Here is a 17,895-nt window from a genome sequence, read left to right on the forward strand (position 1 = left end):
ATGTTAGACGTACACTTTGGTGCAGGAAATATTGGTCGGGGCTTTATTGGCGAAACCTTGGCTGACAACGGCTTTAAGATTACCTTCGTTGATGTTAACGAAACTTTGATTGATGAATTAAACAAGCGCAACGGGTACACGATTGAACTCGCTGCTGAAGGTCAAAAGAAGATCGACGTGCACGACGTCAAGGGGATTAATAACGGTAAGGATCCTAAAGCGGTTGCTGAAGAAATCGCCAAAGCTGATATGGTAACGACTGCGATTGGACCGAAGATCTTGAAGTTCATCGCGCCGCTTATTGCTGACGGGTTAAAGTTACGGCATGCTAACAATAACACCACACCAATCGATATTATTGCTTGTGAAAACATGATTGGTGGTAGTCAATCCTTAAAGCAATCCGTTTACGAATCCTTAGACGAAACGGAACAAGCTTGGGCTAACGAAAACGCCGGCTTTCCAAATGCCGCTGTTGACCGGATCGTGCCCCTCCAAAAGCATGATGACCCGTTGTTCGTTTCCGTTGAACCATTCAAGGAATGGGTAATCGATAAGTCCCAGATGAAGAACCCGAAGATTCAATTAAAGGGTGTCGACTATGCGGATGATTTGGAACCTTACATTGAACGGAAACTCTTCTCCGTTAACACCGGCCACGCAACGGTTGCCTACACTGGTAATATCAAGGGTTACAAGACCATTGGTGAAGCCGTTAAGGACGATAGTGTGGTTGATCAAGCTAAGCGCGTCTTAGCTGAAACTGGGGACCTGTTAATTCAAAAATGGGGCTTTGACCCAGACGTTCACCACGCTTACCAACAAAAGATTTTGAGCCGGTTTGAAAACCCGTATATCTCTGATGATATTGAACGGGTTGGCCGGACGCCAATTCGGAAGTTAGGCTTTAACGAACGCTTCATTCGCCCAATTCGTGAATTGAAGGATCGCGGCCGGAACTACGATGCTTTGGTTGATACGGTCGGTGAAATGTTCTTCTTCAACTTCCCGAACGATAGCGAAAGCGTTAAGTTACAACAAATGCTAAAGGACGAACCCATCGAACAAGTTATTCGCGAAACGACTGACTTGAAGGATGACGACCTCGTTCAAGCGATTAAAGCAGCCTATGAAAAGCATTTAGCTGCCGTTAAATAAAGGTAGTTCATTATAAAAAAAGCAACGCAGTCACCAACCGCCATGGTGAATGCGTTGCTTTTTTGGTTCTGTACCAATTGGTGTTGATATACTGCCGCTACTGGCTAAACTGGCTTTTAGATTGAGTCTCACGGGTTACGCTAGTAAGTCTTAATTAATGAAGCTGATTCCGCAGAAGGACTACTAAATTTAACGTAAGCTTGCTTGCTATTTTGCTAGTCACAACGAATTGATTGAAAATTCAATTGGCAGCCTTCTTAGTAAATCAACACTAAATATTATAGACCCAAAAAAGCTTACCAGAACCGCCACCACGGACGAGCCGCCTGTTTTGCTTGCTGGTTTTCGATGCGGTCAAGCTGGTCCATGGCCTGGTTAAGCCGCTGACTAAGCGACTCTAGTCGCCGAATGATAATGACCTGTTGCTTAGCTAATTCAGCGACGTCGGGGTCTGCTGGCCGCACTACGGCCGGGGTTTGCGGTTGGGGCGTCGCCTGGTTCGCTTCAACTGGTTGTTTTGGGGTGGCTGGTTGTGCCGGCGAACTCGGCTTAGCCTGCTTCGTATTAAACGTTTTGGCGAGCGCGGTCGCGAGGGTCGTTCCGTTTTCGCTTAGCTTAATGGCGGCTTCAAAAGTTGCCAAATCGGCGGCAGAATATAACCGGTGGCGGTTATCCTCACTCCGAAAACGGGTTTCATCATCCAATTGTTTTTCGACCATCGTACTGTATTTACGTAGGGTCACGGCCTTGATACCTAGTTGCTCGGCGGCAACTGAAGCGGCCAGTTTTGATTCGGTTGCTGGTTTAGTAGTGGTTGCGTTCATCGTGTTTTCCTCCCTAAGCATATCGTTTCTATAACGCTATTATAGCGAATTGTGACTAGAATGCCCATTATCTTGGACGCAAGTGGCGAACTTTTAGTTGGGAGCGGCACCTACAAACGTGCTATGATGAAACGTAAACTTAATTGAAGGGAAGTCACAGTATGATTGAACCCGTTACGGACGCGACCTTTGCCACGGTTGCGACTGGCACAACGTTGACGGTTGTTGACCTGTGGGCGGACTGGTGTGGGCCGTGTAAGATGCAAACGCCGGTTTTAGAAGCGCTGGATGAAGACTATGATGGTCAAATCAAGTTTGCTTCGTTGGATGTGGATGAAAATAAGGCCGTTGCTGAACAGCTGGGGGTCATGAGTATTCCGGCGCTGATTATTTTCAAGAATGGTCAGCCGGCTGAAAAAGTGACTGGGTTTCACCCCCAGGCCGCGTTAAAGCAATACTTAGATCAAAAGTTGGCGGAGGCGCAAGCCGCTAGCCAATCGGAACGGACGAACTAGTGCGGTTCGGCGGCTGTGACATTGGTCACGGCCTTTTTGGTGTCGCTGCATATTAATAGCCAGAACGGGTGCTCAAAGTCAGCTGGTGAGCATTAACCGACTTTGGGCACCCGTTCTTTTATATTATTTTTTTGATAGTTAAAATAAATTTCAATAGCTGTCAAATGAGACTCTTCTAAGAATTTAACGAGGGTTAGGTACTTTTCCCCTTGCTAAAGGTAGAAGGTAGGCGGCAAAACTGTTAATAATTAAAACCGCTCGCTCGCTTGAAATATAAATCGCCAATCCCGTGGTAAATTGAAGTTAACTTGAAACCATTGGGGGGACGCAGTATTGAAGAAAATCGTTTGGTCACTACGCATTGGCATTATTGTTTTTGGCACCACGTTGGTATACGAACAAGTCCAGATTCAAAAGCAAGCGACAAGACGATCAACTCCGGTAGCAGCCCAAATGCAACCCGCTAAGATGCAGCGGGTGACGCATCCACCAGCGCTACATCCAAACGTAGCGCTACCCATGACACCGCAGTTAAAGCCCGTTAGCACGCCCGCTTAACAAGGTTGTTTGTGGGGTGCAAAAGACGCCGAGCATGTGCAGCCTCGGCGTCTTTTTGTCGTTAGAGTTGTGTATCAATAAGTTCCACCAGATCTTCCCCGGTTGTCACGAGTTGGCGGTTTAATGAAATTAAATAGCCGGGTTGGTACGGGTGGGTAATATTATGAAACGTGTCCTGAATCAAACAGCCAGTTAGGGTCAGGGCTCGCGGTTGATGATCGACAATAATCGTAAATTGTTGGTTGTGGTTAGTTACAATGACGTTGTTGCCTAGCAGGTAGGTTAAATTAATTCCTAAAGCTGAGGCGGTATCCGTTAATCCGGCGACCCCCGTTTGCCGGATTAAGTCCAAACAAGTATCGAGGCGCGCTAACGCTTTCCCCATTGATGGTTGTGGTTCAGCGACTTGTGTGTGCTTTAAATACGGTCCAATAACTAAATTCATAAAGAATCCCCCCAAAATCCTAATTAACTTTAGGATAGCGGGGGGCGCTCATTGGTGCGAAAATTGTGACGGATTCTAACGATTAATTATTTCAACTTACGGGTTAAATTTGTAAAGCGACCTATTTAACCTTCAAATCTTTAGTTGGTTTGCGCGCCTTTACGGCCAATTCTGGGAACCAAATGGCGATTTCGTGGTGGGCGTTTTCGCGACTATCAGAGGTGTGGACGATGTTGCGTAAAATCCCGTCTGGAAAATCGTGAGCAAAGTCGCCCCGAATGGTTCCGGGTTGCGCGTCGGATGGCCGGGTATGGCCGGCTAGGCGGTGAACCGCCTTAACGACGTTCGTGCCGCGGACGATAATTGCAACGAGGGGACCTTCCATCATGTAGGTTTCGATTTCCTTAAAGTAGGGTTTCTCAACCTTATCGCAGTAGTGGGCCTTTAACTGTTCGGGCGTTGCGTTAATTACCTTTAGCGCGGAAATTTCGTAGCCTTTCCGTTCTAACCGAGTAATGATCTCACCAATGTGGCCGGCAGCGACCCCATCGGGTTTAACAAGCACTAATGTTTTTTCTGAATTTGCCATGATCACGGACCTCCTCGAATTTTGGTAAGCGTTTCCGCTTATTAATTAAATTGTAAGAGAGTTCTACAAGGGCGTCAACTAAAATCAGGCCCACGTTGAGTTTAACTTTGTAACGGCGTTAAAAGTAGGACCGGGCGACTACGAATGGGGGCGCTTGGGCTGATTTTTGATCGAAACCGGGTGCCCGCAAATTAATCGCTTTATGGTCTGAAACCGTTATAATAAAAGTAGCTTATGATAAAGGGATTGATACAATGCCACCACTGGATTTAACACATATTCGGCAACACCACACGGTTGCGGAGTTGATTGCGATTGGTAAGGCCCGCCGCCAAGGAACGTCCTTTGACGCGCTCGGGACCTTTATTCCTGCCAAACGGGACGCGGGGGCTTATTTGAAACGCGTCCGGGCGATGCTCGTACCCGAATTATTGCCGTTACGACGTGAACGGATGTCAGCGTCGGCGTTTGCCTTTTTCCGGGGGTCCGTAGAATTAATGGATTATGACTTGGATTATCAGCATTCTCCCGGAATTCCAGCCGTGATTTGTGGGGACGCCCACATCGGCAATTTTGGTTTTTACGCGTCGCCGGAGCGCCGGTTAGTTTTTGATTTAAACGATTTCGACGAAGCCGGCGTGCACCCTTGGGAATGGGATTTGCGCCGACTATTGGTCAGCGTGATCTTAGCCGCCCGCGACTCGCAGTTTAAGCCGAAAAAGGTGCACAAGCTCGTTCAGGCGGCGAGTGCTAGCTACCGGGAGGCGTTGGCGCAGATGTTTAATCAAACGACGCTGGACCGTTTTTATCGCGATAACGAGGTGCAAGCCGTCTTGAATTTTGGCGGTGAACCGACGGAAACGGCTGAATTAGTAGCTGCCTTGGTGAAAAAGGCGCAAAAACGCAACTCGGAACAGGTGGTCCGCAAGTTTACGCTAACCAACAGTCGCGGTGAACGCCGCTTCAAGGAGAACCCACCGCGTTCGGTGCACGTCGACGCGGCCACCACGGCCCAACTCAAGGCGGGGATTCGCGATTATTTACGGACCGTGCGGACGGACGTTGCGTTGCTACTCTCACAATACGAGGTCACGGACATTATTCGTCACAGCGTGGGTGTCGGGAGTTTCGGTTCACTGTGTTACCTCGTCTTATTAACGAGTACGGATGGTAGTCACATGGTCCTTCAAATTAAAGAAGCCTTGCCGACCAGAAAAGTGGGTAGTCAGGCGCGGCCGAAGTTAACGGCGGCCTTGGAATTGACGGAAGGTCAACGGATCGTTAGTTCGCAGCGGATTTTACAAGCAACCTCCGACGTCTTTTTAGGCGATTTTCAATTGGCCGATAAAAGTTTTTACGTGCGCCAGTTCCGCGATATGAAGGAATCGATTAACATTGCGGCGCTGGACTGGGGGCAGTTTTGCGCTTATGCCCGAACGTGTGCGATGCTGCTTGCTCAGGCTCACGCGCAAAGCCCAACTGCCGCGATGATTCGCGGTTACGTTGGCCATTCGAGTAAATTTGATGAGGCCATGACACGCTGGGCGTTGGCGTACGTTGATCAAGTTGAAAAGGATTACCAAAGTTTTTTGAAACAGGCGTAACCCTTGGGGGGCTTGCGGTTGCGCGGCTCTTTTTCCTGGTTAGGGTTGAAAGCGGAGTCATAATAATTGCACTTTCGCTATAAAGCGATATACTTACTATTAGTAAGTTAATTAAGCAATTAATTTTGAAAGGATTGTTGTAGAAATGACAAAATATGGTGTAATTGTAGGTTCTATTCGTAAAAATTCTTATTCTAAAGGGGTCGCCGATGCGATCGTTGCGGGGTTACCTGCCGACGCCGAAGTGACGTACTTAAACATCGCTAAGTTACCACTTTACAATCAAGACTACGATGCTGATTCACCCGCAGCCTATACCGAATTCCGGCAAGCCGTTGCGGCCCAAGATGCGATTATCTTTGTCACGCCAGAACATAACCGCAGCATTCCTGCCGCCCTTAAAAACGCTTTGGACGTGGCTTCACGGCCATGGGGGCAAAGCGTTTGGGCCGGTAAGCCGGCGTTGGTTGCCTCACAATCCATTTCTGGTATTTCGGGCGTCCTGGCACACCATGTTCTCCGGCAATCCTTAGTTTTCTTAGACATGCCAACGATGCAACAACCAGAACTCTACATCGGGAACACCGACAAGTTAGCCGATGAAACTGGTAAAATTACCAACGAAGGCACCCAATCGTTCTTAGCTGGTGCTGGGAAGCAATTCAGCGAATTCGCTGCTAAGTTCGTCAAATAGCACCCAGTTAAATTAAATAAAAAAGTTTGACCCTCAAAAAGGTGCCGCTAGCACGCAATGTTTGCATGTTAGCGGCACCTTTTTATGGCGTATGAATAGTTAGTTTTTAAGTGTGGCACCATTGAAATGGCTAGTGCACTTATTTAGCGTTCCAAAGGTACTTCTTATCGAATTCGTTGTCGAATGAGGATAAGATTTTAGGACCGTCGTCGGTGACGACGAGGGTGTGTTCGTATTGGCAACTAAGGCTACCGTCCAAGGTCCGAACGGTCCAACCATCGTCCGCAGTTTCGCCCGAACGCCAGTCACCAATGTTAACCATTGGTTCAATGGTAATTGTCATCCCAGCCTTTAAGCGGGTTCCGTGGCCAGCTTCACCGTAGTGGGGAACGTCGGGCTTTTCGTGCATCGTCGGTCCAATTCCGTGACCAATGTATTCGCGAACGACGCCGTAACCCATTTCGTTTTCGGCGTAATTTTGAATGGCCCAGCCAATGTCACCAATTCGGTTACCAACGACGGCCTGGTCGATTCCTAAGTAGAGGGCCTTTAACGTGACGTCCATCAATTTTTGAACTTCTGGTGATGGCGTGCCGGCAACGAAAGCGTGGCAAGAATCGCTGAGGTAGCCGTGATAGTTAATAACGGTGTCAACTTTTAAGAGGTCGCCATCCTTAACCAGAATGTCTTTGCTGGGGCAACCATGGCAAATCATGTCGTTGACGCTGACACAAGTTGAATACTTGTAACCTTCAAAGTTTAATTCGCCCGGGGTGGCGTCGTGGGCCGTAATGTAGTTGTAAGCAAAGTGGTCCACGTCCCAAGTGGTAATACCGGGTTTGATGTAATCTTCGAGGGCGTGGAATAAGCCAACCATAATGTCCCCGGCAGCTTGCATACCCTTGATTTCGCGATCTGATTTAAGCGTAATCATGTTGTTCCTCCAAAAAAATAATTATTTTGTAAGTCAAAAAAATCGTTCAGTCCTAGTATACTGCAACCACCGAAGTCCGACAAAACGGCCTGCTCGTTACTAGTAAAACCGCCTAAAATGGGACTGGTAAAAAAAGTTGTCCTTGTTGTAATACTGCTAAGCCGGGGAGGTAAGCGGTTGCGGTAATCATCAAAATCAGAATTTTTTAAAATTAAGACTGGTCATCTAAAAAGATAATGATACAATATACAGTGTTGATTTTTAACGGAACCACTACATCTAGTGGTTCACGATTAGTTGGCCAACTAATTTGTTTTACCGGAATATTGAGCTACGGAAAGAGGAATCTGATTTTGAGTAATTATTTTAAATTTTTGTCACACCAATTAAAGGGTTGGCCACAGCAAAACTACTATTTATTTTACTTTAGCCTTGGGTGTCAGGTCATGACCCTAGTGAGTGCTCCAATTACAATGTTATCCATTCTAACATTTATTGGGACGACGTTGGGCGTTTTATGCGTGTTAGCGATTAACGCGGCGAAGTCGGTCAACGGCTGGTTAGGCTTGCTATCGGCAGCCTGCTTTATCGTGGTGGGCTTTTCAGCTAAAAACTACCTCAGCATTGGTGAACAATTGGCATACGTGGTCACGCTAGATATTCCGGTTCTCCTGAGTGCCGGCTGGAACGTTAACATGGTTTCTAAAATTCGGAAGTTTACTGGCCGGACTTGGATCGTTGCAATCGTCGCAACCCTGGTGGTTTACGGTGTTTCTGGGTACTTGATTGGCGCCTTAACGGATGACCCGCGGCCGTGGGTCGATGCGATTAGTTTCGCAATTTGCTTGACGGCTGGCGTGATCTGCTTCCTTCGCTACAATAACCAGTATTTCTGGTGGGTTGCTTCCGGGTTGGCCCAAATGGTGCTTTGGTTCATTTCGTTCCGGCAAGGTTCCGCAACCTTGGCAATGTTCATCAATAGTGCGGTTTACTTGGCAAACGATGTGTTAGCATTCACCGTTTCTCCATGGTACAACAAGCACGAACGCGCCCGGTTGATTGCGCAGGAACAGGCCGATGCGGATGCGGCCACCGAAGAATCAGCTGATTACAGTTTAAATCGATCATAATTGATTGCGGTTAACGCGAACGCCTGGCAAGGGTTGCCAGGCGTTTTTTTAAATTATTAAGCACCTGTATAGACTTGTTATACAAGTTCAAAATATGCTTATAAACGCCGATTATAAAGCGTTTATAAAAATAAATTCACTTTTATTTGACAGCTTGTCTAAACAAGTTTATAGTCACTATGAAAGCGATAACAGAAAGGAGCGGCGTTCATGCGGAACAAAGCAACTTTAATCTATAACGATTTATTACAAAAAATTGAGCAGGAGGTTTACCCGCTGGGAAGCTATCTCCCTAGTGAAAACCAGCTGTGTGAACTTTACGGCATTTCCCGTGAAACGGGACGAAAAGCCTTGGCGAGTTTGGCCGAGAATGGCTATATTCAAAAGATTCGCGGGAAGGGCTCGCTGGTGATTGAGCACCGCCAATACGAATTTCCGGTGTCGGGAATCGTCAGTTATCAAGAACTGGCTCACCAATTAGGCATTCAAACTCGTAACGAAGTCGTTGGGTTTAATCCCAACGCGCAACTGCCCGCCCACCGCTTTACCATCGTGGAGCCAACCGTGACGGTTGCACCGGTCACGGCCATCAAGCGGGTGCGGGTCATCAACGGGGAACCGGCGATTATCGATAAGGACTACTTGTTAAAGTCGGTGGTGCCAACGATTCCCAAAACGGCGGCCGAAACTTCATTGTACGCGTACTTAGAAGGACAACTCGGTCTGCAAATTGCGTACGCCACGAAAGAGATTACGATGGAGCCGGCTAACGAAGAGGATCGCGAGTACCTCCAATTAGACAAGGGCGCCTATATGGCGGTTGTCCGCAGTATGACGAGCTTAGCGGATGCACGCCCGTTTCAATACACTGAATCGCGGCACCGGGCGGACAAGTTCCGCTTTCGTGATTTTGCCCGCCGCCAGAAGCGCGGCTGAAAGGATGAACTGATGAAACTCTCACAAAAAGTCATTTATCAAATTTACCCCAAGTCGTTTTACGACAGTGACGGTGACGGGATTGGTGATTTACGCGGAATCATCCAAAAAATTCCGTACCTACAAAAATTAAACGTCGACATGATCTGGTTTAACCCGTTTTTCGTCTCACCACAAAATGATAACGGTTACGACGTTGCGGACTATTATAACGTGGACCCGATGTTTGGCACGATGGCCGACTTTGATGAGTTGGTCGCTCAGCTCAAAGCCGTGGGCATTGAAGTGATGCTGGACATGGTATTCAACCATACTTCCACGCAGCACGCCTGGTTCCAAAAGGCATTGGCGGGTGATCCAGATTACCAGCAATTTTACTACCTCCGGCCCGGTAAACCAGATGGCGGCTTACCCACAAACTGGGAATCTAAATTTGGGGGGCCGGCCTGGTCACCGTTTGGGGAGACCGGTCTGTACTACCTGCACCTGTACGACCCGACGCAGGCCGATCTCGATTGGCATAATCCGGCGGTCCGACAGGCCTGCGCCGACGTCGTTAACTTCTGGCGCCAGAAGGGGGTCAAGGGCTTCCGCTTCGACGTGATCAACGTGACCGGGAAGGCTGAAAAACTAGTGGACGCACCGGCGGGGATTGCCAGCAAAACACTCTATACTGATACGCCAGTGGTTCAGGACTATTTGAAAGAACTAAATGCCGCCAGCTTTGGTCAGGATGTTGATAGCGTGACGGTGGGTGAGATGTCGTCGACCACGATTGAAAATAGTATTGGCTATACCAACCCGGCTAACCGGGAATTGTCGATGGTGTTCAATTTTCATCACCTGAAAACGGACTACGTGGATGGTCAAAAATGGTCGCGGATGCCGTTTGATTTTCGGCACTTAAAGCAATTATTAAATGATTGGGCCGCTGGAATGGATGCGGGAAGTGGTTGGCAAGCCCTTTTCTGGAACAACCACGACCAACCGCGGGCCTTAAATCGTTTCGGTGACGTCAAGCGCTTCCGCGAACAGTCGGCCACGATGCTGGCGACGACGATTCACTTGATGCGGGGAACCCCGTTCATTTATATGGGTGAAGAAATCGGCATGACGGATCCGGATTATCAATCCATGGCTGACTACGTCGATATTGAAGCCAAGAACGCGTACCACGAACTAGTTCAAGCGGGGGAAACGCCCGCCGATGCTTTTGCCATCGTAAAGACCAAAGCCCGGGATAATGCGCGGACGCCGATGCAGTGGAATGATAGCGTTCACGCGGGCTTTACGACCGGTCAACCGTGGTTAAAGCCGACCAATCAGGCCACCATTAACGTTCAGGCCGAACTGGCCCATGGCCACATCTTCGACTATTATCAACGGCTGATCCAGTTACGTAAGCAGGAAGCCATTATTGCGGATGGCGCCTACGCGCCGTTTGCGTTAGCAGATTCGCAGGTTTTCGGGTATTGGCGGACATTGGGAAAGCAACGCTTACTGGTTTTAAATAATTTTTACGGGACGGAAACGACGGTGCAGCTGCCAGAAAAAATGCGGGCTGCGCAAGTATTGATTTCCAACTACCCGGACGTTCAGGTTCAAGCGGAATTAACATTGAAGCCGTACCAATCGGTCGGCCTCTTACTGAGTTAGGTTAAGAATGGAGGAAAGCACATGGCAACAGCACAACGCGTGACACTGGTCACACCGGTTCAAGGAACCGTTTGCGCATTAAAAGATGTTCAGGATCCCGTTTTTTCAGCGGGGATGATGGGTCGCGGCTTTGGGGTTCAACCGAGTAATGGTCAAATCGTTGCTCCGGTCAGCGGGACGGTTACGATGGTGGCGGAAACCAAGCACGCCATTGGGATTACAACGCCCAATGACAATTTAGAAGTTTTGATTCACATGGGGATTGACACGGTTGAATTAAAGGGTGCGCCCTTTACGATGAACGTTCAGGCTGACGAGCAGGTACAAGCTGGCGACGTCATTGCGACGATGGACTTGAAAGCCGTTCAAGCGGCGGACAAGCAAACAACGATCATTGTTGCGGTCACTAATTCGAGTGATAAATTGGCGACGTTGGACGTTGATTTGGGTGACCACGCGGCCGGGGAACTGGTTGCGACGGGGGAACTCAACGCCAATACGTTCAATGCCAAGCGGACTGGCAAGCTACCTAAAGCAGGTAAGTATGACGACTTAGCGGCCCAAATCATTGAAAACGTCGGCGGTACCGGGAACATTAACAGTGTGATTCACTGTATTACCCGCTTGCGCTTTTACTTAAAAGATGAAGCTAAGGCGAATGATGACGTGATTACCGGTTTGAAGGGGGTCATCGACGTTGCCAAGGCGGGCGGTCAGTACCAAGTAGTGATTGGCCCCGCCGTTACCGACGTGTACGATGCGGTCATTAAGCAAATTGGTCCTGAGTTTTCAAACGACGCCGAAACCGCCAAGGCAGTCGCAGAAACCAACGCCGCTGCTAACCGGCCGACGACGACCTGGGGACTGGTTAAATGGGGAATGAGTAACTTAATCGGGGTCATTACTGGCTCAATGATTCCAGTCATTGGTTTATTAGCGGCATCCGGGATTTTAAAGGGAATTTTGGCCCTGTTGACGACCTTTAAACTCGTCAGTGCAACGGCGTCCACTTACGTGATTATTAACGCGATGAGTGACTCGGTCTTCTACTTCTTACCAATCTTTGTTGGTTTTACCGCTGCAAAGAAGCTGGGCGCCGACCCCGTCATTATGGGAATCGTTGGTGGGGTGCTCACCTACCCGTCAATCGTAGCGATTGCGGGTGGTAGCAAGACCCTGGGAAGTTTCCTCGGAATGAGCATCAATGCCGACTTCTTCGGTTTGCCGGTCCACGTGGCTTCCTACACGTATTCCATTTTCCCAATGATTGCCGGGGCCTGGTTAGCAAGTAAGTTGGAACCGTGGTTAAAGCGGGTGATTCCAACGGTCCTGCGGATGATTTTTGTGCCATTATTTGAAGTTGTAATTGTTTCAGGAGCCATTCTGCTGTTCCTCGGTCCGATTATCACGGTCCTTTCAACGGGGTTAGCCAACGTCATCGTTTCAATCTACAATTTGAGTCCAGCGATTTCGGGACTCGTCATTGGGGCCTTTTACCAAGTGCTCGTCATTTTCGGCCTGCACTGGGCAATTATTCCAATCGTTGCCAACGATATTGCAACGACTGGCCACAGTTATTTAAATGCGATCGTTTCCGCAACGATGGTGGCTCAAGGGGGCGCGGTTCTAGCGATTGCGCTGAAGTCGAAGTTAGCTAATATTCAAGAACTGGCGTGGCCCGCAACGATTTCCGCGTTCTGTGGGGTTACCGAACCTGCCATGTACGGGATTAACCTGAAGTACGGCCGCGCCTTCGTAACGGCGAGTGTCGGGGCCGCGGTTGGGGGTCTTTTAACTGGACTGATGAAGGTCAACATGTGGGGCTTTACCGGCTCGTTGATCGGGTTTACCTCCTTCGTTAATCCGAAGGGCATGGATTTCAGCTTCTGGGGGTTCTGGATTTCGTCAATTGTGACGATCATCGTTTCCTTTACGGCTACTTGGCTATTCGGTTTTAAGGATGCGGATGCCGAAGCCGTTAAAACGGCACCGAAGAAGCGTCGCTTGGGTCAAACGGCTTAAAATAGGTTAATTTAATCGGAATTTACAAAAGCAGGCAGGTTCGCGAAGAACCTGCCTGCTTTGGCGATTAAGAACTCATTGATTGAAGTTGGGCCTGCTGCCGAATTGCCTCGACGTAAATACGAACGAAGTCGGTGCCATAATTAGCGGCTAACTGTTGTTCCATGTTTGGTGTTGGTGGGCAGACGCGTAGTAGCGGCCGAATCCATTGGTTGGTCGGTAAGAGCCGTAATAATTGATGACTCGTAAACTGTGAAAACAGTAGGTTGCGGCCGAAATACTGACCGATGCGGGTCTGGAAAGCTGACTGCGTAACTGGCACCAGCTGGAGACTACTATTATTCATGTTACCGAGCAACAATTTGGCCTGTGAAAAGTCGGCGTGTAAATCGAGCCGCTGATTCTTATAGGCCTTGGCAATCGTTGGTGCTAACTGAACGAGCCAGATGAGTTGGTGTTGCTCCAAATGTAAAATTAAGCGAAGCGTCACTAAATCAAGGGCGTTTAAATGATAACTATATTGTTTTAAGGTTGTCGGCGTTAACTGGCGGTGCAACGTTTGCGCGACCGCCTCAAAGTTGCCAGCCTCCCAAGTAATCGTTAACTGTTCGTGATTGGAAAGCCACAGCTTATGGTCCGCAATTCGGAGCGTTAGAAAATCGGGCACTTGACTGTCAGGTTGGTCGAGCATTAGGAGCCAGTAAGAGCTCGCGCTTGAACGCGCAAAGTTGCGGGCGAGGACGTGGGCGTTCGTTGGTAGGGCCAGCTGAACGGCTAGCTGTAACCGTCGCCGGTCGTCGGCAGCGTTAACGAATTGGTGTGGATCATGGGTCATGCGGCGTTTTGCCATACAAATCCCCTCCTAACTAATAAACCACCTTAAGTATAGGCCAAATTAGCAAGTGCAACACGGATTTCGCCCAGTTTCTGCTTTTTTTCTGAAAAGTTGGTGCGCCGTTCCGGTAAAAAATTAGCTTGAACCGCTCCCGGGGTGCGGTTGGGGCGGAACTTTGTTAATCAGCGGTCCTTATAATAAGCATCTTTGCGTTCATTTTAAACGGGGGCGTTATAATGGACGCGAAGTGATTTTATGATAATTGGAGGGATGGTTTTTGCGTTTGTGGACAATTGATGCAACGCAACCGACGCGCGAATTGGCATCCCAATTAACCGTCAGCAACGGCCTGATTGGGATTAAGGATTTAACGGAAATCCCGCAACTCCAAACGGGTACCGCGACCGACACCGTGGTTTACGTGAACGGTTTTTACGATTATGAACAAATTCAATATGGCGAGGCGCAGTTTGGCTTTCCCCAGGTGAACCAAACGATGGTGCCACTGCCGGCCCCAACTTGTTTTGAGCTCTGGTTGGATGATCAACCGGTTGATCTGAAACATGGTCAACTCCTTGATCAACATTATCAGTTATCAATGAAGAATGGGACCTTTGAACATCGGCTATTATGGGAAGAACGGGGAACCGGCCGGCAGTTACAACTAACGCTCCGGCGGGTGACGAGCCTGCAAACGGCGGCGCTACTTAGTCAACAATTACAAGTTCGCGCCGTCAATTTTGAGCGCGGTCAGCTCCGTGTTCTTTCGGGTTTGCATCCGCAAGCGACCGTCCGCCCCGCCGGCTTTGACCCGCGGTTGACGGAATATAATACGGCTGAGGTCGTTGCTAAGCAGCGGCTCAAGGCCTTAACGCCAACGTTGCAGGGCGCAACCTTTACCGCACCATACAGTAAACAACAATTGAATACGATTACTTACTATGATCAACCGGGTCGTTGGCTGGATAGTGGTCAGTGGCAAGTTACGCTCCCCGTCGGTCGGCAAGCGGTCGCACTAACGAAGAACGTTTGGTACGAGCTAGGGGCGGGGCAACTAACACCGAAAATTAAAGCGGCACTGACCCAGTCCTTCCAGCAAATTGCGACGGCCCAAGCTGCGACGCTGGATGATTTTTGGGCCACGAGTGATATTAAAATTAAGGGCGACGATGATTCCCAACGGGCCATTCGCTTCTCACAGTTTGGACTGTTACAAGCATTGGGCCGGCACTCTGGGCAACAGGGAATGGCGGCGAAGGGCCTAACGGGTAGTGGTTATAGCGGCCACTATTTCTGGGATACGGAAATCTACGAAGCGCCGTTTTTCTATTGGAACCACCCGGAACTGGCTCGGCGGCTACTAATGGTCCGTTACCGGCAATTGCCGCACGCTAAGGACTATGCGAAGTCACTAGGGCTGCCTGGCGCGCTCTTCCCGTGGCGGACCATTAATGGGACCGAGTCGTCAGCTTATTTCCCGGCCAGTACCGCCGCGATTCACATTGATGCGGACGTCGCCTACTTAGTGATTCGCTATTATCAAATTACCCACGATGAAGTGTTCATGCACGATTATGGGCGTGAGTTATTGGTTGAGACGAGTCGCTTCTACCTTGGTTACGGTAACTTTGATCAGCGAAAAGGGTTTGTGCTTAATACGGTGACCGGTCCAGACGAGTATACGGCGTTAGTCGATAATAATGCGTATACCAATTACATGGTCCGGTTTGAATTACGGTACTTAACGCAACACTTTGATTGGCACGACTTGCGGGCGCAGGGTGTCACGGTCGATGAATGGCACCAATTTAAGGCGGCCGCCGCGCAAATGTACTTTGAACGCCATGGTGACTTAATTGCGCAGGATGATAGTTTCCTGTCCAAGCGCCGGCTTGATTTAAGCACCATTCCGCGGCGGAACTTCCCACTGTTGATGCATTACCACCCACTAATTTTGTACCGGCTCCAAGTCCTTAAGCAGGCCGACCTACTGTTAGCGATGGTCTTACTACCAGAAGAATTTACGACGGTTCAAGTTAAAACCAATTATGATTATTACGAACCGCTAACGACCCACGATTCTTCGCTATCACCGGCCATTTACGCGATTGCGGCGGCCCGCTTTGGTGAGCGCAAGGGCGCCATTAAGTTCTTTAAGCGGACGATTAATACGGATCTGCAGAATTTACAGGGCAATACCGCTGACGGGCTGCACTTAGCCGCGATGGGCGGGAGCTGGATTACTTTTGCCTGGGGCTTAATGGGACTCACCGTAGATGACCACGGCGTGCAACTTCACCCAGTATTGCCGCAAGGGTGGACAAGCTGCCAGTTTAAGTTACGGTACCGCGCCGTGGTTTACACGATTAAAGTGACGCCAGACCAACTGACAATTACGGGTGGGCAGCCTGCTAAAATCACGGTCAACCAAGCGACGCGCCACATCAGCATTCAGCCCTAACTTAACGGTGGGCGTTATTATGCGGATTTTGAATAATGATTAGTCAAAAGCTGATTTGTTCCCCCAACCACGATGGCGTACACTAAATTTAACCATTAGAACGAGTGAGGATGATGACATGCAACGCATTATTGTGGGCGTGACGGGCGCTTCCGGGACGATCTACGCCGTTGATTTATTAGAAAAATTGCACCAATTACCAGACGTCGAGGTGCACCTGGTGTTGAGTAACTGGGCGAAAAAGAACCTAGCCCTCGAAACGGATTACCAGTTGAGCCAGCTGACCGCGCTGGCCGATCAGACGTACCATATTAATGATCAGGGGGCGGCGATTGCCAGTGGTTCGTTTCTAAATGACGGCATGGTCATCGTTCCAGCCAGCATGAAGACGGTTGCCAGCATTGCCTATGGAATTGGCGATAATTTAATTGGTCGGGCGGCGGATGTCACCATTAAAGAACAACGCAAGCTGGTCATTGTTCCACGTGAAACACCGTTGAGTGTCATTCATTTAGAAAATCTCACAAAACTGGCTAAGCTGGGCGCGCAAATCATTCCCCCGATTCCAGCGTTTTATAACCAGCCGCAAACGATTCAAGATTTAGTGGCGCACCAAACGATGAAAATATTGGACGCGTTTCATATTTATAATGAGACTGATCGGCGCTGGGAGGGGGATTAAGATGCCAACGTTTACGACTCAACAAGCGGGTTATCAAATGACCGCGACCCTGACCGTGATTGGGTTTGATTTACTGATCGTCGTCACCGGCGGCAGTAATCCCCACATTGGGGACGTCACCACCCTGACGGCTACGACGGCACCAACCACGGTCCGCTTTCCGAGCCACGATGGTCGTCTTCACAAGGACGATTTCATTTCAAAACGCCTCGCTAAACGCATCCAGCCAGTATTGACCGGGAGCTGCACCATTACGGCCGGCGTACACGTTAATCAGATTAGCCGGGCGCAAATTGCGGCTGCGGCCCCGATGACGGATGCGTTGAGCCGTCAAATTATCGCGTGGCTCCAAGCGCACCCCGTTAGTGCGGCCCAACCCGAGTACTATTCTGATCGGGAACGGCCCCGATAAAAGGTGTTGCCCTGATTGAGGTTGAGAGTGCCGCCAGCAGCGGGTGTCACCGGTTGGCTGGAACACTGCGGGCATCGATTTGAGCTCACGGGGAAACCCACCCCGCAATCTCAAATTCGAGCCTTATTCTAAGCCGGAAGAAGTCCACTTCCGGCCAAGAATAATTTCGCAGTTGAGCCATGGTGACACCCGCTACTGGCTAGACAGGTCTTAATATTGAGTTCAAATAATTATTTTAGTACTACCCTCAATTGATAAAAATAGGCCTACGGAATGCTTACTAAACTGAGCACAGACTTATCTACCTAATTGTGGCAGTCATAGAGAATTTGTTGTAAATTCAACTGACGATTTTTTGGGTGGATTAGCATTATCTAGTATAGCGTCCAGCAAATAGCGAACGCCCCCAACGGTAAAATCTCCGTTGGGGGCGTTTTGTT

At 49.2% G+C, this 17,895-nt stretch carries 17 protein-coding genes; 12 read left to right on the forward strand and 5 right to left on the reverse strand.

From position 1 onward, the window contains the following. The gene (locus tag FFM79_RS07855) at nt 1–1,158 is read left to right on the forward strand and encodes a mannitol-1-phosphate 5-dehydrogenase (protein WP_137642925.1); all 1,158 of its coding nucleotides are present in this window, start codon (nt 1–3) and stop codon (nt 1,156–1,158) included. Nucleotides 1,159–1,454: 296 nt separating this feature from the next. Here the strand turns inward: FFM79_RS07855 and FFM79_RS07860 are convergent, their stop codons facing one another. Continuing rightward, on the reverse strand, nt 1,455–1,982 hold the full coding sequence (locus FFM79_RS07860; protein WP_137642926.1) for a MerR family transcriptional regulator: 528 nt from the start codon (nt 1,980–1,982) through the stop codon (nt 1,455–1,457). Nucleotides 1,983–2,143: 161 nt separating this feature from the next. Here FFM79_RS07860 and trxA point away from each other — a divergent pair, with 161 nt between their 5' ends. Continuing rightward, on the forward strand, nt 2,144–2,497 hold the full coding sequence (trxA, locus tag FFM79_RS07865) for a thioredoxin (protein ID WP_137642927.1): 354 nt from the start codon (nt 2,144–2,146) through the stop codon (nt 2,495–2,497). A 333-nt stretch (nt 2,498–2,830) separates the two neighbouring features. Then, on the forward strand, nt 2,831–3,055 hold the full coding sequence (locus FFM79_RS07870) for a hypothetical protein (protein ID WP_137642928.1): 225 nt from the start codon (nt 2,831–2,833) through the stop codon (nt 3,053–3,055). Between the two features lie 61 nt (nt 3,056–3,116). On the opposite strand, the gene FFM79_RS07875 is transcribed toward FFM79_RS07870, so the two are convergent. Both FFM79_RS07875 and ndk read right to left on the reverse strand, forming a co-directional pair. After that, nucleotides 3,117–3,500, reverse strand: coding sequence for a hypothetical protein (locus FFM79_RS07875; protein ID WP_137642929.1), 384 nt, complete (start codon nt 3,498–3,500; stop codon nt 3,117–3,119). 121 nt (nt 3,501–3,621) lie between these two features. Then, a complete protein-coding gene (gene ndk, locus FFM79_RS07880; RefSeq protein ID WP_137642930.1) occupies nt 3,622–4,089 on the reverse strand; it encodes a nucleoside-diphosphate kinase in 468 nt (155 codons plus the stop codon). Between the two features lie 254 nt (nt 4,090–4,343). Here ndk and FFM79_RS07885 point away from each other — a divergent pair, with 254 nt between their 5' ends. Further along, entirely contained in the window at nt 4,344–5,693 is a 1,350-nt protein-coding gene (locus tag FFM79_RS07885; protein ID WP_137642931.1) for a DUF2252 domain-containing protein, read from the forward strand. Between the two features lie 145 nt (nt 5,694–5,838). Beyond that, a complete protein-coding gene (locus tag FFM79_RS07890) occupies nt 5,839–6,387 on the forward strand; it encodes an NADPH-dependent FMN reductase (RefSeq protein ID WP_137642932.1) in 549 nt (182 codons plus the stop codon). Nucleotides 6,388–6,526: 139 nt separating this feature from the next. On the opposite strand, the gene map is transcribed toward FFM79_RS07890, so the two are convergent. Further along, nucleotides 6,527–7,321 carry a type I methionyl aminopeptidase gene (gene map / locus FFM79_RS07895; RefSeq protein WP_137642933.1) on the reverse strand — a complete coding sequence of 265 codons (795 nt, stop codon included), beginning with the start codon at nt 7,319–7,321 and terminating at the stop codon, nt 6,527–6,529. 347 nt (nt 7,322–7,668) lie between these two features. Between map and pnuC the strand changes: the two genes are divergently transcribed. The 4 genes from pnuC to FFM79_RS07915 all read left to right on the forward strand — a co-directional run bounded on the left by pnuC (nt 7,669) and on the right by FFM79_RS07915 (nt 13,065). Then, nucleotides 7,669–8,451 (forward strand): nicotinamide riboside transporter PnuC, encoded by a 783-nt coding sequence (pnuC, locus tag FFM79_RS07900; protein WP_137643033.1) that lies wholly within the window; start codon nt 7,669–7,671, stop codon nt 8,449–8,451. A gap of 210 nt (nt 8,452–8,661) precedes the next feature. Continuing rightward, nucleotides 8,662–9,387 (forward strand): trehalose operon repressor, encoded by a 726-nt coding sequence (gene treR, locus FFM79_RS07905; RefSeq protein WP_137642934.1) that lies wholly within the window; start codon nt 8,662–8,664, stop codon nt 9,385–9,387. 12 nt (nt 9,388–9,399) lie between these two features. After that, complete coding sequence (treC, locus tag FFM79_RS07910; RefSeq protein WP_137642935.1) at nt 9,400–11,043, forward strand: alpha,alpha-phosphotrehalase; 1,644 nt, start codon at nt 9,400–9,402, stop codon at nt 11,041–11,043. A 21-nt stretch (nt 11,044–11,064) separates the two neighbouring features. Then, nucleotides 11,065–13,065, forward strand: a complete 2,001-nt coding sequence (locus tag FFM79_RS07915) for a PTS sugar transporter subunit IIABC (protein WP_137642936.1) — start codon at nt 11,065–11,067, stop codon at nt 13,063–13,065. A 67-nt stretch (nt 13,066–13,132) separates the two neighbouring features. Here FFM79_RS07915 and FFM79_RS07920 read toward each other — a convergent pair whose 3' ends face one another. Beyond that, nucleotides 13,133–13,915 (reverse strand): hypothetical protein, encoded by a 783-nt coding sequence (locus FFM79_RS07920; RefSeq protein WP_137642937.1) that lies wholly within the window; start codon nt 13,913–13,915, stop codon nt 13,133–13,135. A gap of 262 nt (nt 13,916–14,177) precedes the next feature. Here FFM79_RS07920 and FFM79_RS07925 point away from each other — a divergent pair, with 262 nt between their 5' ends. The 3 genes from FFM79_RS07925 (at nt 14,178) to lpdD (ending at nt 17,455) form a co-directional block, all read left to right on the forward strand. Then, nucleotides 14,178–16,361, forward strand: a complete 2,184-nt coding sequence (locus tag FFM79_RS07925) for a glycoside hydrolase family 65 protein (protein WP_170177419.1) — start codon at nt 14,178–14,180, stop codon at nt 16,359–16,361. Nucleotides 16,362–16,455: 94 nt separating this feature from the next. Then, entirely contained in the window at nt 16,456–17,043 is a 588-nt protein-coding gene (locus tag FFM79_RS07930) for a UbiX family flavin prenyltransferase (RefSeq protein ID WP_503826021.1), read from the forward strand. A 1-nt stretch (nt 17,044) separates the two neighbouring features. Beyond that, nucleotides 17,045–17,455: a prenylated flavin chaperone LpdD gene (gene lpdD, locus FFM79_RS07935; protein ID WP_137642940.1), complete on the forward strand. Its 411-nt coding sequence runs from the start codon at nt 17,045–17,047 to the stop codon at nt 17,453–17,455. Nucleotides 17,456–17,895 lie beyond the last annotated feature (440 nt).

The organism is Lactiplantibacillus modestisalitolerans, from assembly GCF_005405425.1.
Taxonomy (GTDB): domain Bacteria; phylum Bacillota; class Bacilli; order Lactobacillales; family Lactobacillaceae; genus Lactiplantibacillus; species Lactiplantibacillus modestisalitolerans.